Genomic DNA, 20894 nt, shown 5'->3' on the forward strand with positions numbered 1-20894 from the left:
CAGAACAGAAGGAGTAAGTGTATGCGCAAGGTCATCGAAACCGGTTTGCCCAACGGAAGCGCGCCGGTCGAATGGGCGACCGTCTCGAACGGCACGCTCTACACGGCGAGCATTCCCATTCGCGCGGACGGTTCGATCGAGGATGGCGACATCGCCACGCAAGCCGAACTGACGTTCGCGAATCTCAAGCAGATCGTCGAGTCGGCGGGCGCGACCATGGACGACGTCACGCAGGTGCAGGTCTTTCTGACGGACAAGAGCTATTTCGAAGGCATGAACGAGGTCTATCGCCGGTTCTTCACGAAGCCGTATCCGAACCGCGCGACCATCATCGCCGATCTCATGGTGCAAGGCGGCAAGATCGAAATCCTGGCTCATGCCGATGTGAGCAAGGTTGCCTGATGAAGCATGTGATCGTCATCGGTGCGGGCATCATTGGGACGACGACCGCGCTCGCGCTTGCGGGCGCGGGCTGCCGCGTCACCGTGATAGACAGCCGCCGTGAAGCAGGCCTGGAAACCAGCTTCGCCAACGGCGGCTTGCTCGCGGCCAACAGCGCGTTGCCGTGGTCTTCACCCGGCACGCCGATGCAATTGCTTAAATGGCTCGGCCGCGAAGATGCGCCGCTTCTGCTGCGGCCTCGCGCAATCCCCGGTCTTGGCATGTGGGGTGTGCGCTTTCTGGCCAACTGCCGCGCGGCCAAGTACTACAAGACGGCTGCGACGCTCACCGCGTTCGGTCAGCAAAGCCTCGCGGCCATGGAGCGTCTGCTCGGCCAGAAGCGCATTGACGCGGGCATCCAGCGTGGCGGCCTGCTTGAACTGATTCGCGGCAAGGACGCCGAGCGGCGCGCGGAATCGTTCGCGCGCATGCTCGAGCGCATGGGCGCAAAGGTCAGGCGACTCGATGCAGCGCAAAGCGTGGCGCTCGAACCATCGCTCGGAGGCATTGCACATAGCATTGGCACGGCGCTCCTGCTCGAATCCGATGCCTGGGGCGACGCGCATGCGTTCAGTGTCGCGACCGCCGCCGCAGCCGAACACGAAGGCGTGACGTTTCGGTGGGGAAGCGCGGTGAGCGGTATCGACCTGCAGCGCGGTTCTGTTGCCGGCGTTCGTCTTGCCGACGATTATCTGAGCGCGGATAGCGTCGTGATATGCGCGGGCGCGATGTCTCCGTCGCTCGTCGGCCCGCTCGGCGTGCGCCTGCCGATGGCGCCCGTCAAAGGCTATTCGCTTACGCTCCGTGCCGACGAACTGGGATTTCTGCCGCAACGGCCTATCGTCGACGATTACGAGCATATCGGCGTAACGCCGCTCAAGGACATGCTGCGCGTGGCGGGCACCGTCGAATTCGATGGCTTCGACAAGACGCTGCGGCCCGGTCGCGTGGAGAACCTGAAACGCGCGCTGACGCGGCTTTTTCCGCAGATCCGGATGCCTGCCGAAGTGCGGCCCTGGTGCGGGCTACGGCCCATGGCGGCAGATGGATTGCCGATCATTTCACCGACGGCGGTGCCGCGTCTTTTCGTCAACACGGGACACGGCGCGCTCGGCTGGACGCTTGCGTGCGGCTCGGCCGATCTCATCACGTCGATGGTCACGAGCCGGAGCGATGCGCGCGACACGCCGTTCAGTCTCACGCGCAGCTTCTGGTGAAACGAAGCGCGATAATCAAGTCAATGCAAGAGGGCAAGTCATGTCGGGTGAGGGAAGACGCGAAGTCATCGTGATCGGTGCGGGCGTGGTCGGCGTTGCGTGCGCGCTGTGGTTGCGAAGAACGGGTCTCGACGTGTTGCTCGTCGATAAGGGCGAGATAGCGGGCGGCGCTTCGTTCGGCAATGCGGCCACCATTGCGGACTACGCATGCACGCCCGTGCCGCAGCCGAAAATCTGGGGCGACATTCCCGGCTTGCTGTTCGGCGCGGACTCGCCGCTTTCCATTCGCTGGTCGCGCCTGGGAAGCTATGCAGGATGGCTCGCTGCGTTTCTCGGGCAATGCAACCGGCGCGCTTATGTCGCCAATAGCGAAGCGCTTGCATCGTTGCTGCATGGTACGCACGAGGGATATGCGCCGCTTCTCGAAGACAATCCACACGCTGGGTCGTTCATTCGGCGCGATGGTTGTCTCTACTCTTATCGCACGCAAGGAGCGTTCGAGCGCGCCGCGAGCGATATCAAACTGCGTGGCTTGCTGGGCATTCGTCAAGAGGTGATAAGCGCGGCCGAACTCACGCAACTGGAACCCGCCATGCAGCAGCGCACGGTGGGCGGCGTGCTATTTCCTGCCGCGTGCCATCTCGTCGATCCGCAAGGCTTCGTGCAGGCGCTGGCCAAACCGCTGATCGACGAGAAGCGTTACGCACGCATGGAGGTCAGCGATATTTCGAGCAGCACCGCGGGCATCTGCCTGCGTTCCGCTGCCGGCGAAACGCTACACGCCGACAGAATGGTGATTGCGGGCGGCGCATGGTCCGCGAAACTCGCGGCGCAAATGGGCGATTCCATCCAGCTTGGCGCGGAGCGCGGTTATCACGTCGAGTTCCAGCTGGATAAGCCGATGTTCACGCGGCCGACTTGCGTCGTTGAGTCGAGCTTCTATATGACGCCGTTGCGTGACCTGCGGCTGCGTGCTGCGGGGACTATCGAGTTGAGCGGGATCAAGTCACCGTTGAACCCTTCGCGCACGGCGTTCATCGAACGAAGCATCCGCCGCAACGTGGATATCAAAGCGCCCGTGTCCAGTAGCTGGCTCGGTATCCGGCCGACCATGCCGGACTACTTGCCGGTGATCGGACCATCTTCGGCGGACAAGCGCGTGATCTACGCGTTCGGGCATCAGCATCTCGGCATCACGCTGGCGGGAACCACGGGCGACATGGTCGCGCGATTGATTCACGGCAAGAGTCCCGGCGCAATCGAGCGCTTCTCCGCGGACCGTTTTAAATAATCGATACTGCCGCCGCGCGCGCCTTACTTCGCTCGACGTCTGCGCGTAGTCCCCCACGGCGGCGTCTCGAACGATTGCACCACCCAGTCGATGAACGCACGCGTTTTCGCGGCCGCATGCTTGGAAGACGCGCGCACCACGCTGAGTTGTTCGCCCGCGTCCACCTTCCAGCCGGGCAGCACTTGCACCAGCTCTCCGCTCTGCAATTCGCGGCCGACGAGCCAGTCCGTCCCATACATGATGCCGACGCCCGCGCGCGCCGCATGCAGCACGGCATCGATCTCATCGGTCGTCATTCTCGCGTTGATGCGAATGGCGCGGTGCATGTCGTCGCGTTTCAGATGCCATACCGGATGCGTGGAGAGCCGCGAAAAGCCGATGCATTCATGGCGCATCAGGTCTTCGGGCTTCGTGGGACGTCCGTGCGCGGCGAGATAATCCGGCGATGCGCACAGTAAGCGCCGCATGGTCGCAAGCGGCCGCGCGACAAGCCGGCTGTCTTCCAGTTTGCCGATACGCACGCCTACATCGAAACGTTCTTCGATCAGATCGACATAACGGTCCGTGTACGTGCATTCGACATCGAGCGAAGGATAGCGCGCAAGGAACTCCGGCATGCGCGGCGCAATCCACATGCGCCCGAACCCTGCGGGCAAGCTGATGCGCAAAAGTCCGCGCGGCGTCGCAGCTTGCGAGCGCGCTTCGTCTTCCGCATCGCGCATGATGTCCCACGCTTCGCGCACGCGATCGCGATAACGCGTGCCTGCTTCCGTCGCCGATACGCGGCGTGTGGACCGTTCGAGCAAACGAATGCCAAGACGCGTTTCCAGTTCCGCGATACGTCGGGAAATGACCGAGCCGTCGCGCCCCAACTGGCGGCCTGCCGCCGTAAAACTCCCGGTCGCGAGCACCGCGAGAAACGCCTGAACCTGATCCGTTTCGATGCCGTTCATTGATGCACCCCACGCACGAATGTTATGCCGTATGGGTCGATTATAGAGGCGCGTCTTCGCTAGCATGACCTCTGTGCTTAACGAAAAAGGAGCGCACCGTGAAAGCGTATCGACTGAAGGCAGGCAAGCCCTACGAATTGACGTTGACCGATAACGCACTCGAGCCCGTACCGGAAAGCGACGAAGTGCTCATCCGCATTCGCGCGGCGGGACTCAACTATCTCGATCTCATGGTGGCGAACGCGCGCTTCGGCAACGTGGACGCGAGCTTCGTGCCGGGTGCGGATGGCGCGGGCGAGATCGTCGAGGTCGGATCGCGCGTGAAAGGCTGGAAGGCGGGCGATCGCGTGATCGCCGGAATGATCGTGGATTGGGCCGCAGGACCGCTCACGGTAGCGAACGGCGAGCGTCTTCGCGGCGTCACCATGCCGGGCTCGCTCGCGGAATATGCGGTCGTGCCCGCTACCGCGCTCGTCGCCATTCCCGCTGCCATGCCGTTCGTGCAGGCCGCAAGTTTGCCGGTCGCCGCGACGACCGCATGGAACGCCATCGTCGCGGGCAATGTGCGGCCGGGGTCCACCGTGGCGTTGCTGGGTACGGGCGGTGTGAGTCTGTTTGCGCTGCCGCTTGCCAAGGCGGCGGGCGCGCGCGTGATCATCGCGTCTTCATCGGACGAGAAGCTCGCCCGCGCGCGCAAGCTGGGCGCGGACGTCACCATCAACTACCGGACCACGCCCGCGTGGGACGTCGCGTTGCTCGAAGCCACGGAAGGGCGTGGCGCGGATCTCGTCGTGGAAACCGTCGGCGTGGCGACTTTCGAGCGCTCGGTGAACGCGGCGGCAATCGGTGGAACGATCTTCGTCGTCGGGCTGATAGGCGGCGAGGAAACGAAGATGCCCTTGCTCAAGGTCATGGTGAAGACCTTGCGCATTGTCGGTAATCAGACTGGCTCGACGGCCAATCTCGCCGATGCGGTCAAGGCCATCGCACAGTCCCGAATCGAACCGGTGATCGATCGCGTCTTTCCCTTCGATGCCGCGCAGGATGCCTATGCCTATCTCGAATCGGGTGGCCACTTTGGAAAAGTGGTGATAGACGTCACTTGATGCCGGTTGTCGTACAACTAGTCAATCGTAATGCACCTTTTGGCGCTATGTAAGGAAAGCATTCTGTGTGTGAAGGACCGCATGAAACCGGCAGTTCGTAGGGTTTTCACGGACGCGAGGCAAGCAACTGACTTGTATGATGACGTATCTTTACAGATTCGTCGTCAGGTCTCGCGTGCGCGCATTCCTCACGCGCTTCGATAGCACCCAAAGGAGAAGACATGCGATTCCGCTACCGCTGGATAGTCGCCGCGCTGCTGTTCTTTGCCGGCATGCTCAACTATCTGGACCGCGCGGCGCTCTCCGTGGTCGCACCGCTCGTCAAGAGCGAACTGCATATCAACGACGCGCAACTCGGCGTGCTGTTCAGCAGTTTCTTCATCGGATACTGCGTGTTCTGCTTTATCGGCGGATGGGCGGCCGACAAGTTTGGTCCGCGCAAGGTGTTCGCCATTGCTGCCGCGTTCTGGTCACTGTTCTGCGGCGCCACGGCATTCGCGGGCAACTTCGCCACGCTGATGGTGGCGCGCGTCGCGTTCGGTGTCGCCGAAGGCCCAATGGGCACGACGACCAACAAGTCGATCTCGAACTGGTTCCCGCGCAGTGAAGCGGGCCGCGCCGTGGGTCTCACGAACGCTGGTCAGCCGTTGGGCGCCGCCATTGCCGCACCGATCGTCGGGCTGGTCGCTTTGCAGTTCGGCTGGCGTATTTCCTTCGTCGTGATCGCGGTGCTCGGCTTCGTATGGATTGCGTTCTGGTTGCGGTGCTTTCGCGATCATCCGGAAGATCATCCTGCCGTGACGCGCGAGGAAGCCGCGCATATCGCGAGCGACAGGCTCGTGCCGCATCACGCGGAGGGTTCCGCTGAAGCAGGCTCGCAAGCGGGCGTGATGCACTATTTGCTGTCGTTGCCGGTGCTCGGCGTGGCTGCCGCGTTCTTCGCGTTCAACTACGTGCTGTACTTCTTCTTGTCATGGTTGCCGAGCTACTTTACGGACTATCAGCATCTCGACATCAAGCACATGAGCGTGATCGGCATCCTGCCGTGGCTCGGCGCGACGGCGGGCTTCGTGCTCGGTGGCATCATCTCCGACGCGCTCTACAAGAAGACCGGCAACGTGCTCTTCGCGCGCAAGACGGTCATCATTCTGGGACTTGGCGTGGCGGCAATCTGCGTGTTGCTGGTGTCGCGCGTGAGTTCGCTTGCGCCTGCCGTCGCGTTGATCGCGGTGGCGAGTCTCTTCGCTTTCATGACGCCGCAAGCGTGCTGGTCGCTGTTGCAGGACATCGTGCCGCGCGATCGCATTGGCGCAACGGGCGGCTTCGTACATTTGCTCGCGAATCTCGCGGGCATTCTCTCGCCGAGCATTACCGGCTTTCTGATTCAGTACGGCGCGGGTTACTCGTCGGCTTTCATTCTCGCAAGCGCGTTGTCGGCACTCGGCATGCTGGTCTTGTGGGTCGCCGTGCGTGAAACGCAAGTCATGCGGCTGCGTGGCGCGCCAGTCTGAAGTAACAACGAAGGTAGAAGCCAAGCTGACTGGTAAGCGTCGGGCATCGATCTTGCGCCCGATGCTCGAGGCAAAGGGACCTGGCGAACGATGTTCGTCACGCGCACCTGCATCGCGGAGCACCGCTTTCGCCATGCCGCCAGTCACGGAGCATCGCCTTGCCTTCACCCAATTCTTCGATACTCGAACGGCTCGCTCGTTCGCCTCTTCCGGTCTTCGTGCTCATTGCTGTCGCTGGCGGCACGGATGCGCTCGTCATGCTTCACAGCAAGGAATGGCTCGCGGTCTATATGACCGGCGATTCCACCAAGCTGAGTCAGTCGCTTGTTCAAGGCGCGTTCGAAAAGACGATTCCGCTCATCTGCGTCATCGCGTGCTTTCTTGCGTTCACGACGCTTGCCGCGTGGCTTGGAACGCGCTTTCCCCGATGGCGCGCCGCCCTGTCCCTCACGCTCACCGCAATCCTTCTCGCTTGCGCCGTGCCGCTCACGGGCGAGCAGTTCTCGCCGCTCACGACGTGTCTCGTCGCGGCAGGCATGGGCGCGATCAATCAGGCGCTCGCCGATCAGCCGGGCGTCACGTTCATTACGGGTACGTTCATTAGCGTCGGCAGGCAACTCGCTAGCCGCAAGTTCGGCGCGGCTGCGCTCGGCATGCTGCGCTGGATATCGTGGATCGTCGGCGCAGCTGCGGGCACGGTGCTGAATATTCTGTTCGGCCCTGGTGCGCTGGCGGCCATTGCGCTTGCCGCACTCGTCTGCGCACTCACTGCGACCGTGTATGGCAGCACCATGCACGCGGAACGGCTCGCGCATTGATTGCTGTTCGATTCGTCCAGCAATCGTTCAACGATGGAGAAACTACTCATGTCTGGCAACGATACGACTCCCTATTCCGTCACCGGCCCCGGCACCGCCGATGGCCCGAAGCTGCCCGCATCCGGCGAATGGCAAGCGCCCGCGGAGATCGACGTGGGCAGCGTCAAGGACGGCAAGGTCGAGTTCCCGAACTGGAAGGGCGATGCGGACAAGCCATCGCCTCCGCCGCCAGCACCGACATCGCCGGACAAACGTGTTGGCTTTGCAATCGTCGGTCTAGGACGTTTGGCGCTCGAACAGATTTTGCCGGCGTTCGTGAACAGTAAGCACGCGCGGGTTGCGGGGCTGGTGTCGGGCAGTCCAGACAAGGCGCGGGCGGTTGCCGCGCAATACGGCGTGAACGAAGCGGCCGTCCATGACTACGATGACATATCGCGTCTCGCCGACAATCCCGACATTCAAGCGGTATACGTCGTCACGCCTAACGGCTTGCATCTGCCGCACGTCATTGCAGCAGCGAAGGCCGGCAAGCATGTGCTATGCGAAAAGCCGATGGCCAACACCGCCGACGAGGCGCGCCAGATGATCGACGCCTGCGCGAAGGCGAACGTCAAGCTCATGGTGGCTTACCGTTGCCAATTCGAAGTCTTCAACAGTGCAGCGATGAAACTCGTGCAATCGGGCGAGCTGGGAAGGGCGCGCATCATCGAGGCGACCAATGCGCAGGTGCAAGGTCCCGGCGGTCAATGGCGTTTGAGGTCGGCCCTGGCGGGCGGCGGCGCGTTGCCGGATATCGGCTTGTACTGTTTGAATGGCGTGCGTCATGTGCTCGGCGAGGAACCCGTCGAGGTCTATGCGCAGATCGTGAATCCCGCCGATGACGAACGCTATCGGGAAGTGGAGGAAACCATCGCGTTCACGTTACGCTTTCCCTCGGGCGCGATTGCGCAGTGCGCAAGCAGTTATGGCGCGCATGAATCGAAGGATATGCGTATCCGTATGGAAAGAGGCTGGATCGATATCGAGAACGCGTTTGCGTACAAGGGACAGCGCATGCGCATTGCGCGACGCAAGGACGATTTCGAAGTGGTCGAAGAGCAGCGGCTCGAATTCAAGGATCAGTTCATGCTTGAAATCGACCACTTCGCGCAGTGCGTGCGCGATGATCGCCAGCCCGACACACCGGGTGAAGAAGGTCTGCGCGATCAGGTGTTGATGGAGGCGATTTATCGGTCGGCGCTAGAAGGGCGGCCGATTGCGGTGGCCGAGAGCGCTTGAAGATTCGAAGCGCTCTCGCCGCACATCAAAGCGTAGGCGAGAGCGCCAGGTACGGCGTGATATTGCGCATGGCGCGCGCAACGTAGTCTTCTTTTTCGGCCACAGGGGCCACATAATGCAGCGCGCTTTCGGCCGCTTCCACGCCTTCGAATCGCGCAATAACCCAAGCTGCCAGATACTGCGAAGCAAGACAGCCGCCAGCGGTTGCCACATTGCCGTTCGCGAAAAACGGCTGATTCAACACATCGACGCCGGCTGCCTCAACCCACGGCTTCGTCGTCAGATCGGTACAAGCGGGAACACCCCCAAGCAACCCGAGCTTTGCCAGCACGAGCGTGCCCGAACACTGCGCGCCGAGTAACTGCCGCGCCGGATCGAACCGCATCTGCGCCATGAGCGCTGCATTGGCGACGACTTCGCGCGTCAGCAATCCGCTTCCGACGATGACCGCATCCGCGTCACTCGCCTCGCGCAGGGAAATGTGGCCTTCGATTACCACGCCGTTCATCGACTTCACGCGCGTTTCGGGTGTCGCAATCGACACGCGCCAGTGTGGCTTTTTGATGCGATTGAGAATGCCCAGCGCGATGAACGAATCGAGTTCGTTGAAGCCTTCGAACGTGAGAATGGCGATATGCATGATGGCGCACCGTTGAGCGTTTGAATGATCGAATGAGCCGATGCTAAACCAGGAGTCCATTACAATCAAATAATTGTCATGGATACATCTTCGCATGGCCCAGCCCCGCTACAAGACGCTCGTCGATTCCTTGGCCGCCGATATCCGCGCGGGCCGTTTGCGCGCGGGCACGCGCCTGCCCACGCATCGCCAGCTTGCGGCCACGAAGGGCCTCGCTCTCGTCACGGCGTCGCGCGTCTATGCGGAACTCGAAGCCATGGGCCTCGTGCGCGGCGAGACCGGGCGCGGCACTTTCGTGCGGGAAATCTCGCTGCCGCCGGGCCTGGGTGTCGATCAGCACGTGTTGGGATCGGACATGATCGATGTCAACTTCAATTATCCGTCGCTGCCGGGTCAGGCCGAGTTGCTGCGCAACGCCTTGCGCCAGCTCGCCGCTTCGGGCGATCTCGAAAGTCTGCTTCGTTACCAGCCTCACGGTGGCCGTCCGCATGAACGGGCAATCGTGGCGCGACATTTGAAGGCGCGCGGGCTTGCGGTGAGCGCGAACGAAGTGTCCATCGTCAACGGCGCACAAGCGGGGCTCGCGGCGACCGTCGTGGGCTTGCTTCGTCCCGGCGATGTCGTCGCGGCCGATGCATTGACGTATCCCGGCTTCAAGGTACTGGCCGAGGCGCACGGGCTCGAACTCGCGCCGATTCCAACGGCCGGCTCCGGGCCTGATCTGGATGCGCTGGACCACTTATGCAAAACGCGCCGCGTGCGGGCGGTCTACGCCATGCCCACGCTGCACAATCCGCTTGGCTGGGTGATGAGCGCGCATCGTCGCAAGCAACTCGTGGCGATTGCAAGAAAGCACGAGCTTTTGATCATCGAGGACGCCGCATACGCCTTCCTCGTCGACGATCCTCCCGCACCGCTGGCCGCGCTCGCACCCGAGTCGACCGTCTATGTCTCCGGGCTTTCGAAGAGCGTCGCGACGGGCTTGCGCGTGGGTTTCGTGGTGGCATTCGCCGACGCCATGAAAGCGATCGAACGCGCTATAAGAGCGACCACTTGGAACACGCCGGGCGTGATGACGGCAATTGCTTGCGGATGGCTCACCGATGGCACCGTGCGCCGGCTCGAAGCGGAGAAGCGTCGCGACGCGAGGCATCGTCAGGCAATGGCCGCCGACATCCTCGCGGGCATGCGATGCGTCCGTCATCCTGCGTCGTATTTCGTGTGGCTGCCGCTCGCGGAAGAGGTTCGCGCCGATCAGGTTGCAGCGTCACTCATGCGCGAGGGCATTTCGGTGGCAACCGCTGAACCTTATTCGGTTTCGCCGCATGTGCCGCATGCCATTCGGCTGGCGCTGGGTTCCGTCGAGCGCGATGTGCTGCGCGATTCGCTCGAGACAGTGAGGCGGGTGATCGGCGAGTACGCATATTGAAGATGCACCGGCGCGTCAGGGAAACTGCTTGACGTTGAGATCGAACGGCGGGGCATTGCGACTCTTGAGCAGATGCACGAACCTGTCCTGTGTCGCTCGCGCATGCGCGGGCAGATACTTCACGAGCGCCGCGCGGTCCTTGCGCTTCACGATATCGATGATCTTGTCGTGCTCACGCAAGTTCCTGTCGAACTGCAGGTCCTGCTCTTCGGGCGTCGATTCGGCTTCCATCTTGTAGAGATGCACTAAAAGCCGCCGGACATGGCGGTGCGTCGATTGCGCGAACTCATAGAAAAAGCCATTGCCCACGGCCTGATTCATTCGCATGTGGAACTTCTCGTTGAGCGCGGTGATGTTCAGAAACGCGCGCGCCTGAACCTGCGTGACGTATTGCGTCTGAATCGTCGTCAGGTCTTCCGCCAGTCCCGGTTCGAACCGCATCATCTGCGCGAGGATATTCTCGGCTAGCTGATGCGCGACGAGAATCTCGCCGATCTCCTCGAAGTCGAGCCGGCGCACGAAGGTCCCGCCGCGGTTGGGCACGATATTCACGAAGCCTTCCGCGACCAGCCTGTTGATGGCCTCGCGCGCAGGCGTGCGTCCGAGCATGAAGTCGTTCAGCAGCATGGGTTCGTCTATACGGCTGCCCGGCGAAATCGTCAGATCGATGATGCGCGAGCGAATGGCGTTCACGGCCGAATCGGTTTGGCTCATCGAGCTTTCGGCGGCGACGGGTTCGGCTGCATCGAGTATCGATTGCGATGGATCGTCGGATGACACGAGCGCGGCTTTCGCCGACGTCTTGCGCGACACGGTTCTGCCGGCGGTCTTCGCGGCGGCGGTTTTCAGCTTCGGCATAGTCTCTCGTTTTCCCGCCCTGGCGCAGGCGTTCAATTTCGTATATGCGAAGTATATAGGATGTCGGCTATTACGCCTTCGCCTTGCTCAATAACGCTCTTGCGCGCATGAACAACTATTTTTTTGAAAAGTATACGCGACGTATATTCACATGCTAAGGTTGGGTCGTTGCTCATCGACGAGCAATTCGAAGCACCCGGCTTCTTCACTGACGACCCAGGTTCCAAACACATTCTGGCGCTGACCCGGAAGGACCCTGGCACGCCTGCGAACAGGCCGTTCGTGCACGACACACCAATAAAGGAGAACGAGTTGAGCGACGCAATAGAAGGAATCGAAACGCTCGTCGGCCAGAAAGTACGGCGCGACATCAGCCGTCTGGTCGCCTTCGCGAAGGGCAATCTGGCGCGCGCCGCCGCGAGCATTGCGGGACAACGTGAGCCGCATATCGGCATCGTCTGCGGATTTTTCGTGCGTCATGCCGAGCCGCCTTCGCCCGAAACGGACGGGCTCAACGGCATGGCGCAACTGGCAGCGGGTTTTGTCGAAGCGGGCATGCGCGTGACTGTCATTACCGATGCGCCTTGCGCCAAGGCCGCATGGGCCGTGACGCGCGTGTTGCCGGGCAAGGTCGCGCTCGAAGTGGTCGATGTCGACGACACCGCCGTGCGCGATCTGCGCAAGCGCCTCGAAACGGCGGAGCATCCGATTACGCATCTGATCGCCATCGAACGTTGTTCGCTGGGCTCCGACGGGCGCGCGCATCGCGAGCATGGCTGGGATATCTCCGACGACACCGCCGCGCTCGACTACCTCTTCGCCGACGAAGGATGGCAGGCGCCGTGGAAGACCATCGGGATCGGCGACGGCGGCAATGAGATCGGCATGGGCGTGTTGCCGAAAGAGATCGTCGAAACAGACATCCCGAACGGGCCGCTCATCGCCGCGCGCACGCCGGCCGACTATCTGATCGTGTCTGGCGTCGCCAACTGGGGCGCGTATGGCTTGCTCGGCGCGGTCGCGGAGCTGAAGCCGGAGCTGGCACAGCCGCTTCTCGCGCATTTCAACGGCGCGTTCGAGAAGGAGGTGCTGGCGGCGGCCGTGGAGATCGGTCAGGCCATCGACGACAGCCGCGTGGATCGTCCCGGCAAGCTGCAGATGACCATCGACCGGTTGCCGCTGGAAGACCACGTTGCGATCATCGACGGCATTCAGGCGCTCGTCGCGCCTTCGTCTTCGCCGGGCATGGCGCGCTAGGGGGCACGGGCCATGAGACAGGATCTTTCGATCGTATTGCTGCATGCCACGCCGGTCGCGATGGAGCCTATCCATCGCGCGTTCGCAGCGGACTGGCCCGAAGCGCGCTTGAGCAATCTGCTTGACGACGGTCTCACGGCCGCGCGCGCAGCGGACGAGCAACTCACGCCGGCGCTGATGCAGCGCTTCGTGAATCTCGTGCGCTATGGCTACGAATCGGGCGCGGACGCGATTCTCGCGACCTGTTCGGCGTTTGGTCCGGCCATAGAGAAAGCGGATCGCGAGTTGCCAGTGCCGGTCTGCAAGCCGAACGACGCGATGTTTCAGGACGCGCTTGCCTGCGGCAGCCGTCTCGCGATGATCGCGACCTTCGCCCCGGCTGTGCCGACGATGGAAGCCGAGTTCGCCGAGGAAGCCGCGTGCATCAATCCGCAAGCGACGCTCGATACGTTCGTGGCCGCCGAAGCCATGACGAAGCTGCGTGCGGGCGATGCATCGGCACACAACGCGCTCGTGGCCCAGGAAGCCGCCAAGCTGCATGGCTACGACGCGATCCTGCTCGCGCATTTCTCCACTTCGCGTGCGCAGGCGCTCGTGACAGAAGCGGTGCGTGTTCCCGTGTTCGCCGCTCCGCAAAGCGCGGTGCGGCGGCTCAGAAGCCGCCTTGGTCTTTGAGAGAAGGAGCTAACCGATGATCCACGAGACAAGGCCGCTTACGCTCATGAGCACGCTGGCCGTGAAAGGCGCGCTCACGGAAAGCGTGCTGCCCGCCTTCGAGAGGCACCACGGCTTGACTGTGAACGCGACGTTCGATCCTACCAACGTGCTGCTCGAACGCATCGTGCGTGGCGAGCGTGCGAGCGTGATGGTCGCGGTGACCTCCGCCATCGACGATCTCATCGCGCAACGTGTTCTGAGCCCGCGCGGGGCGCGTGCAATCGTGCGCACCGGGATAGGCGTGGCGGTCGCGAGCGATGCGTCTGTGCCGCCGCTTCGCACCGTCGACGAGTTGAAGCGCTGTCTGCTAGCGGCCAAGTCCGTTGCGTATTCACGCAGCGGCGCGAGCGGCGTCTACTTCGCGACCTTGCTCGGGCGGCTCGGAATCGCGCAGCAGATCGACACGAACGCGACCGTCATCCCCAAGGGATTCACGGGCGAATGCGTGACACGCGGCGATGCGGATGTGGCCATTCAACAACTCAGCGAACTTGCGATGGTGTCGGGCGTAAAGATCGCCGGTCCGCTGCCCGAGGAAGTGCAGTCGTACACGTGCTTCTCCATCGCCGCCTTCGCGGGTGCCGACGAAACGCCTGAAACCGAAGCCTTGCTCCTCGCACTCGATTCGCCCGCCGCACGCGATGCCTACGAGAAGTTCGGCCTCGAGTGTCTCGATTAATTCAGCAGCCACAGCCTTCCGCCGGCCATGAACTATCAATTCGATTTCAGCTTCCTGCAGCAGTACTGGGGCGATCTGCTCTACGGCATCTGGCTGACGATACGCATGACCATCGTCGCGACCGTGCCAGGGTTCGCCTTGGGCGTGGCGCTTGCCGTGGGCCGTCTGCATGGCGGCGCCGGTCTTTCGCGTGCCATTCGCGCGTATGTCGAGGTGATCCGCAACACGCCGCTCGTGCTGCAAGTGTTCTGGGTTTTCTTCGGGCTCGCGGCGATCAAGCTGCACGTACCCGCGTTCGAGGCAGCCGTTGCAGCGCTCGTGGTCAACGTCAGCGCCTACACCGCGGAGATCATGCGCGCGGGGCTGGAAGCGGTGCCGCAAGGCCAGATCGAAGCGGCGTCGTGTCTCGCGATGTCGCGGCGGCAAGTGTTGTGGCATGTCGAGATTCCGCAGGCGGTGGAGAAGATGTATCCCGCACTCGTGAGCCAGTTCATCCTGATGATGCTCGCCACTTCCATCATGTCGCAAATATCGGCGGAGGAACTCACGGGCATTGCCGATCTGATTCAGTCGATCACGTTTCGTGGTTTCGAGGCGTACATGGTGATCGCGCTCGCTTATCTGGCGCTCGCCAGCGCGTTGCGCTGGGCGTTGCTTGCGGCAGGCGCGTTCATGTTTCCGCGTCTGGGTCTCGCGGGTGCGCGCGGAGGACGTTCATGATCTTCAACCTCACGGACGCCCAGCTCGCCTACATGCTCAAGGGCACGCTCGCCACCGTCGAATTGTCGGTCGCGGGAGCGGTGGGTGGCGCGATCATCGGCTTGCCCGTGGCGCTCTTGCTCGTGTCGGGACGCGGCATTGCGTTGAGGCTCGGCCGCGCCTACGTCACCGTGATGCAGGGCATTCCGCTGCCTGTCGCGATGTTCGTCGTGTACTTCGGCATCGGGCTCTTCGGCTTCGACGTGTTGCCGGTCATTGCCGCATCCGTCGCGCTCGCCGTCAACGCCGGCGCCTATCTCGCCGAGATATGGAAAGGCGCGATTCTCGCCGTGCCCGCCACGCAATGGGAAGCGGGAGAGTCGCTCGCGCTCTCGTATCTGCAGCGCATGGTGCACGTGATCCTCCCGCAAGCGCTGCGCATCTCGGTGCCACCGACAGTTGGCTTCGTCGTCGCGCTCATCAAGAACACGTCGTATGCGGTCGTCATCGGCATGAGCGAGCTGACCTACACGTCGCGCATGGTCAACAACACCACGTTCGAGCCGTTCGTCATCTTCACGCTCGCGGCTGGCGTGTATTTCATTCTCTGTTATCCCGTGGCGCGCATGAGTGTCCGGCTGGAACGCATGGGACGCTTCGGTGCGAGACTCGGCAAGGATTCGACGCAATGAACAACATCGTCACTTTCAAGGGCGTGCGCAAGGCTTACGGTTCGACCGAAGTGCTGAAGGGTATCGATCTCGATGTGCGCAAGGGCGAAGTCGTCGCGCTCATCGGCCGCTCGGGGTCCGGCAAGAGCACGGCGCTACGCTGCGTGAACGGCCTCGAACGCATCACTGGCGGAACGCTGGAAGTATGCGGGCACAAGCTCGGCGATACGGAAGTGGACCTGCGCGCATTGCGGCTCGACGTGGGCATCGTGTTCCAGAGCTACAACCTGTTTCCGCATCTGACCGTCAAGCAGAACATCACGCTCGCGCCGCTCAAGGTGCGCCGTCTCGCGCGCGCCGCCGCTGAAGAACTCGCGGCACACGTGCTCGATCAGGTGGGACTCGGCGCGCGTGCATCGGCGTATCCGCATGAACTCTCGGGCGGTCAGCAGCAACGCGTGGCGATTGCGCGTTCGCTCGCCATGCAACCTGCCGTGATGCTGTTCGACGAAGTGACATCCGCGCTCGATCCCGAACTCACCGGCGAAGTGCTGCGCGTGATGGAACGGCTTGCGCGCGATGGCATGACCATGCTGATCGTCACGCACGAGATGGCGTTTGCGCGTTCGGTCGCGCAGAAAGTGGTGTTTATGAACGACGGCGTGGTTTGGGAAGCGGGTAGCGGCGCGATGCTCGAAGCGCCCAAAACCGCCGAGCTTCAAGTTTTCGTAGGCAACGGGCTGTAACCCTTTTACTCATCAACCTTTGAACCAGAGGCACGCGAAATGAACCTGAAGCGCGGCTGGACCCGATTCCTTGCAATGACCTTGACCTTATGCGCGCTTAATAGCGCGGCCAGCGCCGACACGCTCGCCGACATCAAGTCGCGCGGCAGCATCAACGTGGGTATCGACTTCACACATCCTCCTTACGGCATGATCGACGCGAACGCCGTGCAGACCGGCACCGACCTCGATATCGCGCGCCTGATTGCGAACGACCTCGGCGTGAAGCTGAATATCGTCCCCGTGAACGGACCCAACCGCATTCCGTTCTTGCTGACGGGCAAGGCGGATATCGTCGTTGCGTCGTTCTCCGTCACCGATGAACGCAAGAAGGTGATCGGCTTCAGCCGCCCGTATGCCACCGAGCCGATCTTCGTCGTCGCGCCGGGCAAGAACACGCTGAAGGATGTCGAGAGTCTTGCCGGCAAGACGGTGGCTACGGCGCGCGGCACCACGGCCGATCTGGATCTCGTTGCGGCGATCAAGGACAAGGGCGTGAAGGACGTGAACATCGTCCGCTATCTGGACGAGGCCACCGAGCGTACGGCGGTGTCGTCGGGTCAGCAGAGCATCTTCGTGGCTGCGCTTGCCGATGCGCTTGCCGTCAAAGAGACGAGCCCCGCATCCAACTTCGAGTATCAGTTCCAAGTGGCCGAAGACCCGCTCGCCATCGGCCTCAAGCGAAACGATGCCGCCATGCAAGGCTGGCTCGATACGTGGGTTGCGAGCAATCTTCAGAACGGCAAGCTCAACGCGGTCTGGAAGAAGTATTTCGGAATCGACATTTCGCGCAGCGTTTATTGAACGGGCGGTGACATGAATTCATCGAATGCTTCCACCCTGCTCACGCCGGTACGGCTATTCGGCAATCTTGCGTTCGTAAGCGGACAGCTTCCGCGCGAGGCGGGCGAACTGAAGTATCGCGGCAAGGTAGGCGAAGAGATTGCGATGCCCGACGCCGAAGCCGCGGCCGCGCTTTGCGCGCATGCGTGTCTCGCGGCGCTGGAGCGCGCGCTCGGCTCGCGCGAGAAGATCGCGGCCGTGCTCAAGTTGACCGGCTTCGTTGCCTGCTCGCCGGACTTCACGGCGCAGGGCAAGGTGATCGACGCGGCCTCGCGCGTACTCATCGACGCGCTGGGCAGCGAAGTCGGCGGCCACGCACGCAGCGCGATCGGCGTGCAGCAGCTTCCGCATGGCGCGCCGGTGGAAGTCGAGCTGATCGTCGGACTGAAGTGATGCAGACATCGAACGGTACTTCGCTCAGGTTCTGCGCGAACCTCAAGTGGCTCTTTACGGAGCTGCCCTTTCTCGAACGCTTCGAGGCGGCCGCAAAGCAGGGCTTTAGCGCGGTCGAGTACGCGTCGCCTTATGAGTTCGAGCCTGCGATTCTCAAGGCGAAGCTCGATGCCACGGGGCTTCGGCAAGTGCTGATCAACACGCCCGCCGCGCCGCCTGGAAGTATCGGCGGTAACGGGTTCGGATGCATTCCCGGCGAACGGGCGCGGTATCGCGATGGCGTGTTGCGTGCGCTGCATTACGCGTCGGCGCTGAAGTGCGGGCTCATTCACGTGATGGCTGGACTTGCGCCAGGCGGCGTGCCCGTTGAACAGGCGCGCGATACGTTGCGCGAAAATCTCGCATGGGCTGCGGATGCGGCGCGCGATAGCGGCGTCACGCTGCTGCTCGAATGCCTCAATCAGATCGACGTACCAGGCTACGCTCTGCGCAGCCTCGAAGATACGCATGCGTTGATGAAGGAGATCGCGCAACCTAAGGTGCGCCTGCTTTTCGATGTCTATCATTGCCGCATGAGCGGCCTCGATGTCGTCGAGCAATTCGCCTTGTACGCGCCCGACGTCGCGCACATTCAATTCGCCGACGCACCCGGCCGCCACGAACCCGGCACCGGCGACATGCCGTGGAACGAGTTGATCGCGAGTATCCGGGCGCAGGGTTACGAAGGCTGGATTGGCTGCGAGTATCGGCCTCGTGAATCGACGGTCGCGGGGCTCGGGTGGCTCAATGCCTTCAAAGGAGCACCCTAGCGCTTGAATATCGCTTCCAGGTCCACTTCCTCCTCGACCACATCCAGATTGAGCGCGCTTTGAATGTGATCGAGGTGATGCAGCATCAACTCCGCCGCCTTGTCGCCGTCGCCCTTGGCGATGGCATCGACGATAGCGGTGTGTTCATCGGCGCGGCAACTCGACGTTATCGGCGCGTTATAAAGCAGGATGACGAGGCACGTCAGTGTCGATAGTTCGCGCACGCTGCGCGTGAACGACGAGTTACCCGCGAGCGTCGCCACGAGATTGTGAAATTCGCCCGAGAGCCGGATGACCGCGCGCTTGTCCGAACGCTCGCGCGCGTCCATTTCGAGCCGCAAGTGCTCGCGCATTTGCGCGAGCTTGTCAGGCGTGATGCTGCGCGTGAGCCGCGCAATGACCGCGGGTTCGATCACCCTGCGCGCTTCGAAAACATCGCGCGCCTGGTCCACCGAAGGCTTCGCGACGAACCAGCCTTTCTTCGGATACACCTCGACGATCTGTTCATAGGCAAGCCGGCTCAACGCGTCGCGCACGCGTGCCCGGTTCACGCCGAAGATACTGGCCAGACGTTCTTCGGCGAGCTTCGTGCCGGGCACGAGCCGATGCTCCAGTAGTGCGACGTAGATCTGTTCGTAAATCTCTTCGCTGGTGTTGTCGCCGTCGCCTGTCTTGCGGGGCTTGAGTTTCTGCGTTTCGCCGACGGTTTTTAGCATGTGCCGCGTCTGATGGATTGCCGCATGTCGAAAGAGACATGCCGATGGTCAGGCTCGCTTCGCCCGACCGCTTACCGCACGAACGGATGTTCCTTGATCCAATGGTTCGCAATGTCGATACGCCGCGTGACCCACACGTCCTCGTGCTTCATCACATGATCGAGGAAACGCTGGAGACCCGCCGCGCGCGCCGGATGACCGATGAGCCGCATATGCAGCCCGACCGACATCATCTTCGGTTGTGTCGCGCCTTCGCTATACAACATGTCGAAGCTGTCGCGCATGAATTCGAACCACTGATTGGCCGTGCCTACCGACCCGGCGAACTGACCGTCGTTCGTGGTCAGCGAGTAGGGTATCACCAAATGCGGCTGGCCCTGAACCACCTTCCAGAAGGGCAATTCATCGCCGTAGTAGTCGGAATCGTAGAGAAAGCCGCCTTCCTCGACGAGCAGCCTTCGCGTGTTTACGGAAGGCGAATAGCGGCAATACCAGCCGTACGGACGCTCGCCCGTCGTGCGCTCAAGCGACTCGATCGCGCGGCGAATATGCTCGCGTTCCTCTTCCTCGCTCAGGTCGTAATGCTTGATCCAGCGCCAGCCGTGACTGCACACGTCGAAGCCTGAATGGCGTATGGCTTCCGCTGCCTGCGGATTGCGTTCGAGCGCCAGCGCGCAGCCATACACGGTGAGCGGCAGGCCGCGCTCCCGAAAGAGCCGCATGAGGCGCCAGAACCCCACGCGGCTGCCGTATTCGAAGAGACCTTCGGCTGCAAGATCGCGGCCGCGCACGCCGGAGTTCAAGCCGTGCGATTCGGTGAACCAGGTCTCGGTGGCGGCTTCGCCATCGCCGATGGAAGGCTCCGAGCCTTCCTCGTAATTCATCACGAAGTTGATGGCGATACGCGCGTTGCCCGGCCATCGCGCGTGGAGTGGATGCGCGCCATAACCGATGAAATCGCGATCGAGATCCATGCTGCACTCCTGTGTCGTGTCGTGGTGTTTCGAAAGGATGAGCGGGCTCAAAGCATCACGTCGCCGCCATTGGGCGAGAGCGTCTGACCGATGAAATACGCGCCGCCCGTTTCCGATGCGAGCAAGAGCGCGGTGGGCGCGATCTCGCCGGTTTCACCGAAGCGGCCGGCGGGAAGCTGCGCGAACTTCATCGCGCGCCATTCGTTTGTGAAGCTCGCGAGCATCGCGGTTTCGACGGGGCCCGGCGCAATGGCGTTGACGGTCACGCCGTGCGGCGCGCCTTCGTAGGACAGCGCGCGCGTGAAGCCGACCACGCCCGCCTTCGACGCGCAATAGTGGCTCATGTCGTACGTGCCCTTGTACGCGAGTTGCGAGGCGATGTTGATGACGCGGCCGTACTTCTGCGCGATCATGTCCGCGAAAAACTGCTTGGTGACGAGGAACGTGCCGCGCAGATTCACGGCCATCATGCGGTCCCATTCGTCGATGGACAGATCGACGAACGGCGTCTCGCCGCTGATTCCCGCCGCGTTCACGAGAATATCGACGGGGCCGAGATGCTCGCGGCTCCATGCGTTCAGGCGCGCGACGGCATTGGCATCGGTGACGTCGCATTCGGTCACGGCGGCTTCTGCACCGCTGGCGGCGAGTTCGTCGGCGAGTGCTTGCGCGCCGGCTGCATCGCCGATATGCGAAATGCCGACCTTTGCGCCCTGAGCCGCGAACAGTTGCACGATGGCGCGGCCGATACCCGTGTTGCCGCCGGTCACGAATGCCGTGCGGCCCTTCAGCGAGAACGATTCCATGCT

At 62.4% G+C, this 20894-nt stretch carries 23 protein-coding genes; 17 read left to right on the forward strand and 6 right to left on the reverse strand.

From position 1 onward, the window contains the following. Window positions 1-21: 21 nt before the first annotated feature. The 3 genes from NCT04_RS22880 to NCT04_RS22890 are packed head-to-tail and all read left to right on the forward strand — an operon-like array spanning window position 22 to window position 2949. On the forward strand, window positions 22-402 hold the full coding sequence (locus NCT04_RS22880) for a RidA family protein (RefSeq protein WP_244831146.1): 381 nt from the start codon (window positions 22-24) through the stop codon (window positions 400-402). Further along, complete coding sequence (locus NCT04_RS22885) at window positions 402-1658, forward strand: FAD-dependent oxidoreductase (RefSeq protein ID WP_250467845.1); 1257 nt, start codon at window positions 402-404, stop codon at window positions 1656-1658. The genes NCT04_RS22880 and NCT04_RS22885 overlap by 1 nt, the downstream gene beginning before the upstream one ends. A gap of 40 nt (window positions 1659-1698) precedes the next feature. Further along, the gene (locus NCT04_RS22890; RefSeq protein WP_250467846.1) at window positions 1699-2949 is read left to right on the forward strand and encodes an NAD(P)/FAD-dependent oxidoreductase; all 1251 of its coding nucleotides are present in this window, start codon (window positions 1699-1701) and stop codon (window positions 2947-2949) included. Window positions 2950-2972: 23 nt separating this feature from the next. Here the strand turns inward: NCT04_RS22890 and NCT04_RS22895 are convergent, their stop codons facing one another. Continuing rightward, window positions 2973-3902, reverse strand: coding sequence for a LysR family transcriptional regulator (locus NCT04_RS22895; RefSeq protein WP_250467847.1), 930 nt, complete (start codon window positions 3900-3902; stop codon window positions 2973-2975). A gap of 98 nt (window positions 3903-4000) precedes the next feature. On the opposite strand from NCT04_RS22895, the gene NCT04_RS22900 reads away from it, so the two are divergent. The 4 genes from NCT04_RS22900 to NCT04_RS22915 all read left to right on the forward strand — a co-directional run bounded on the left by NCT04_RS22900 (window position 4001) and on the right by NCT04_RS22915 (window position 8615). Next, entirely contained in the window at window positions 4001-5008 is a 1008-nt protein-coding gene (locus NCT04_RS22900) for a zinc-dependent alcohol dehydrogenase family protein (RefSeq protein WP_250467848.1), read from the forward strand. 221 nt (window positions 5009-5229) lie between these two features. Next, on the forward strand, window positions 5230-6519 hold the full coding sequence (locus NCT04_RS22905; RefSeq protein ID WP_250467849.1) for an MFS transporter: 1290 nt from the start codon (window positions 5230-5232) through the stop codon (window positions 6517-6519). 158 nt (window positions 6520-6677) lie between these two features. Beyond that, on the forward strand, window positions 6678-7337 hold the full coding sequence (locus NCT04_RS22910) for a DUF1275 family protein (RefSeq protein ID WP_250467850.1): 660 nt from the start codon (window positions 6678-6680) through the stop codon (window positions 7335-7337). 48 nt (window positions 7338-7385) lie between these two features. Continuing rightward, window positions 7386-8615 carry a Gfo/Idh/MocA family protein gene (locus tag NCT04_RS22915; protein WP_250467851.1) on the forward strand — a complete coding sequence of 410 codons (1230 nt, stop codon included), beginning with the start codon at window positions 7386-7388 and terminating at the stop codon, window positions 8613-8615. 25 nt (window positions 8616-8640) lie between these two features. On the opposite strand, the gene NCT04_RS22920 is transcribed toward NCT04_RS22915, so the two are convergent. Beyond that, complete coding sequence (locus NCT04_RS22920; protein ID WP_244831154.1) at window positions 8641-9255, reverse strand: DJ-1/PfpI family protein; 615 nt, start codon at window positions 9253-9255, stop codon at window positions 8641-8643. Between the two features lie 94 nt (window positions 9256-9349). Between NCT04_RS22920 and NCT04_RS22925 the strand changes: the two genes are divergently transcribed. Further along, window positions 9350-10684 carry an aminotransferase-like domain-containing protein gene (locus NCT04_RS22925; protein WP_250467852.1) on the forward strand — a complete coding sequence of 445 codons (1335 nt, stop codon included), beginning with the start codon at window positions 9350-9352 and terminating at the stop codon, window positions 10682-10684. A 15-nt stretch (window positions 10685-10699) separates the two neighbouring features. Here NCT04_RS22925 and NCT04_RS22930 read toward each other — a convergent pair whose 3' ends face one another. Beyond that, a complete protein-coding gene (locus NCT04_RS22930) occupies window positions 10700-11542 on the reverse strand; it encodes a GntR family transcriptional regulator (protein WP_244831156.1) in 843 nt (280 codons plus the stop codon). A 312-nt stretch (window positions 11543-11854) separates the two neighbouring features. On the opposite strand from NCT04_RS22930, the gene NCT04_RS22935 reads away from it, so the two are divergent. From NCT04_RS22935 to NCT04_RS22975, 9 genes are all read left to right on the forward strand, one after another. Further along, window positions 11855-12799, forward strand: a complete 945-nt coding sequence (locus tag NCT04_RS22935) for a glutamate cyclase domain-containing protein (protein WP_250467853.1) — start codon at window positions 11855-11857, stop codon at window positions 12797-12799. Window positions 12800-12811: 12 nt separating this feature from the next. Further along, window positions 12812-13474: an aspartate/glutamate racemase family protein gene (locus tag NCT04_RS22940; protein ID WP_250467854.1), complete on the forward strand. Its 663-nt coding sequence runs from the start codon at window positions 12812-12814 to the stop codon at window positions 13472-13474. A 16-nt stretch (window positions 13475-13490) separates the two neighbouring features. Continuing rightward, window positions 13491-14195, forward strand: a complete 705-nt coding sequence (locus NCT04_RS22945; RefSeq protein WP_250467855.1) for a substrate-binding domain-containing protein — start codon at window positions 13491-13493, stop codon at window positions 14193-14195. Between the two features lie 27 nt (window positions 14196-14222). Beyond that, window positions 14223-14915: an amino acid ABC transporter permease gene (locus NCT04_RS22950; protein ID WP_250467856.1), complete on the forward strand. Its 693-nt coding sequence runs from the start codon at window positions 14223-14225 to the stop codon at window positions 14913-14915. Beyond that, window positions 14912-15586 carry an amino acid ABC transporter permease gene (locus tag NCT04_RS22955; RefSeq protein WP_244831161.1) on the forward strand — a complete coding sequence of 225 codons (675 nt, stop codon included), beginning with the start codon at window positions 14912-14914 and terminating at the stop codon, window positions 15584-15586. Before NCT04_RS22950 ends, NCT04_RS22955 begins: the two co-directional genes overlap by 4 nt. Then, complete coding sequence (locus tag NCT04_RS22960) at window positions 15583-16311, forward strand: amino acid ABC transporter ATP-binding protein (protein WP_250467857.1); 729 nt, start codon at window positions 15583-15585, stop codon at window positions 16309-16311. Before NCT04_RS22955 ends, NCT04_RS22960 begins: the two co-directional genes overlap by 4 nt. A gap of 75 nt (window positions 16312-16386) precedes the next feature. Then, a complete protein-coding gene (locus NCT04_RS22965) occupies window positions 16387-17154 on the forward strand; it encodes a transporter substrate-binding domain-containing protein (protein ID WP_244831163.1) in 768 nt (255 codons plus the stop codon). Between the two features lie 12 nt (window positions 17155-17166). Further along, window positions 17167-17586, forward strand: a complete 420-nt coding sequence (locus NCT04_RS22970; RefSeq protein ID WP_244831164.1) for a RidA family protein — start codon at window positions 17167-17169, stop codon at window positions 17584-17586. Beyond that, window positions 17586-18395 carry a hydroxypyruvate isomerase family protein gene (locus tag NCT04_RS22975; RefSeq protein WP_250467858.1) on the forward strand — a complete coding sequence of 270 codons (810 nt, stop codon included), beginning with the start codon at window positions 17586-17588 and terminating at the stop codon, window positions 18393-18395. The genes NCT04_RS22970 and NCT04_RS22975 overlap by 1 nt, the downstream gene beginning before the upstream one ends. On the opposite strand, the gene NCT04_RS22980 is transcribed toward NCT04_RS22975, so the two are convergent. The 3 genes from NCT04_RS22980 to NCT04_RS22990 form a co-directional block, all read right to left on the reverse strand. Continuing rightward, window positions 18392-19111: a GntR family transcriptional regulator gene (locus NCT04_RS22980; protein WP_244831166.1), complete on the reverse strand. Its 720-nt coding sequence runs from the start codon at window positions 19109-19111 to the stop codon at window positions 18392-18394. The genes NCT04_RS22975 and NCT04_RS22980 overlap by 4 nt on opposite strands. 71 nt (window positions 19112-19182) lie before the next feature. Next, complete coding sequence (locus NCT04_RS22985) at window positions 19183-20085, reverse strand: polysaccharide deacetylase family protein (RefSeq protein WP_250467859.1); 903 nt, start codon at window positions 20083-20085, stop codon at window positions 19183-19185. 47 nt (window positions 20086-20132) lie between these two features. Beyond that, window positions 20133-20891 carry an SDR family NAD(P)-dependent oxidoreductase gene (locus NCT04_RS22990; RefSeq protein ID WP_250467860.1) on the reverse strand — a complete coding sequence of 253 codons (759 nt, stop codon included), beginning with the start codon at window positions 20889-20891 and terminating at the stop codon, window positions 20133-20135. Window positions 20892-20894 lie beyond the last annotated feature (3 nt).

Source organism: Caballeronia sp. GAFFF2 (assembly GCF_023631485.1).
Classification (GTDB): domain Bacteria; phylum Pseudomonadota; class Gammaproteobacteria; order Burkholderiales; family Burkholderiaceae; genus Caballeronia.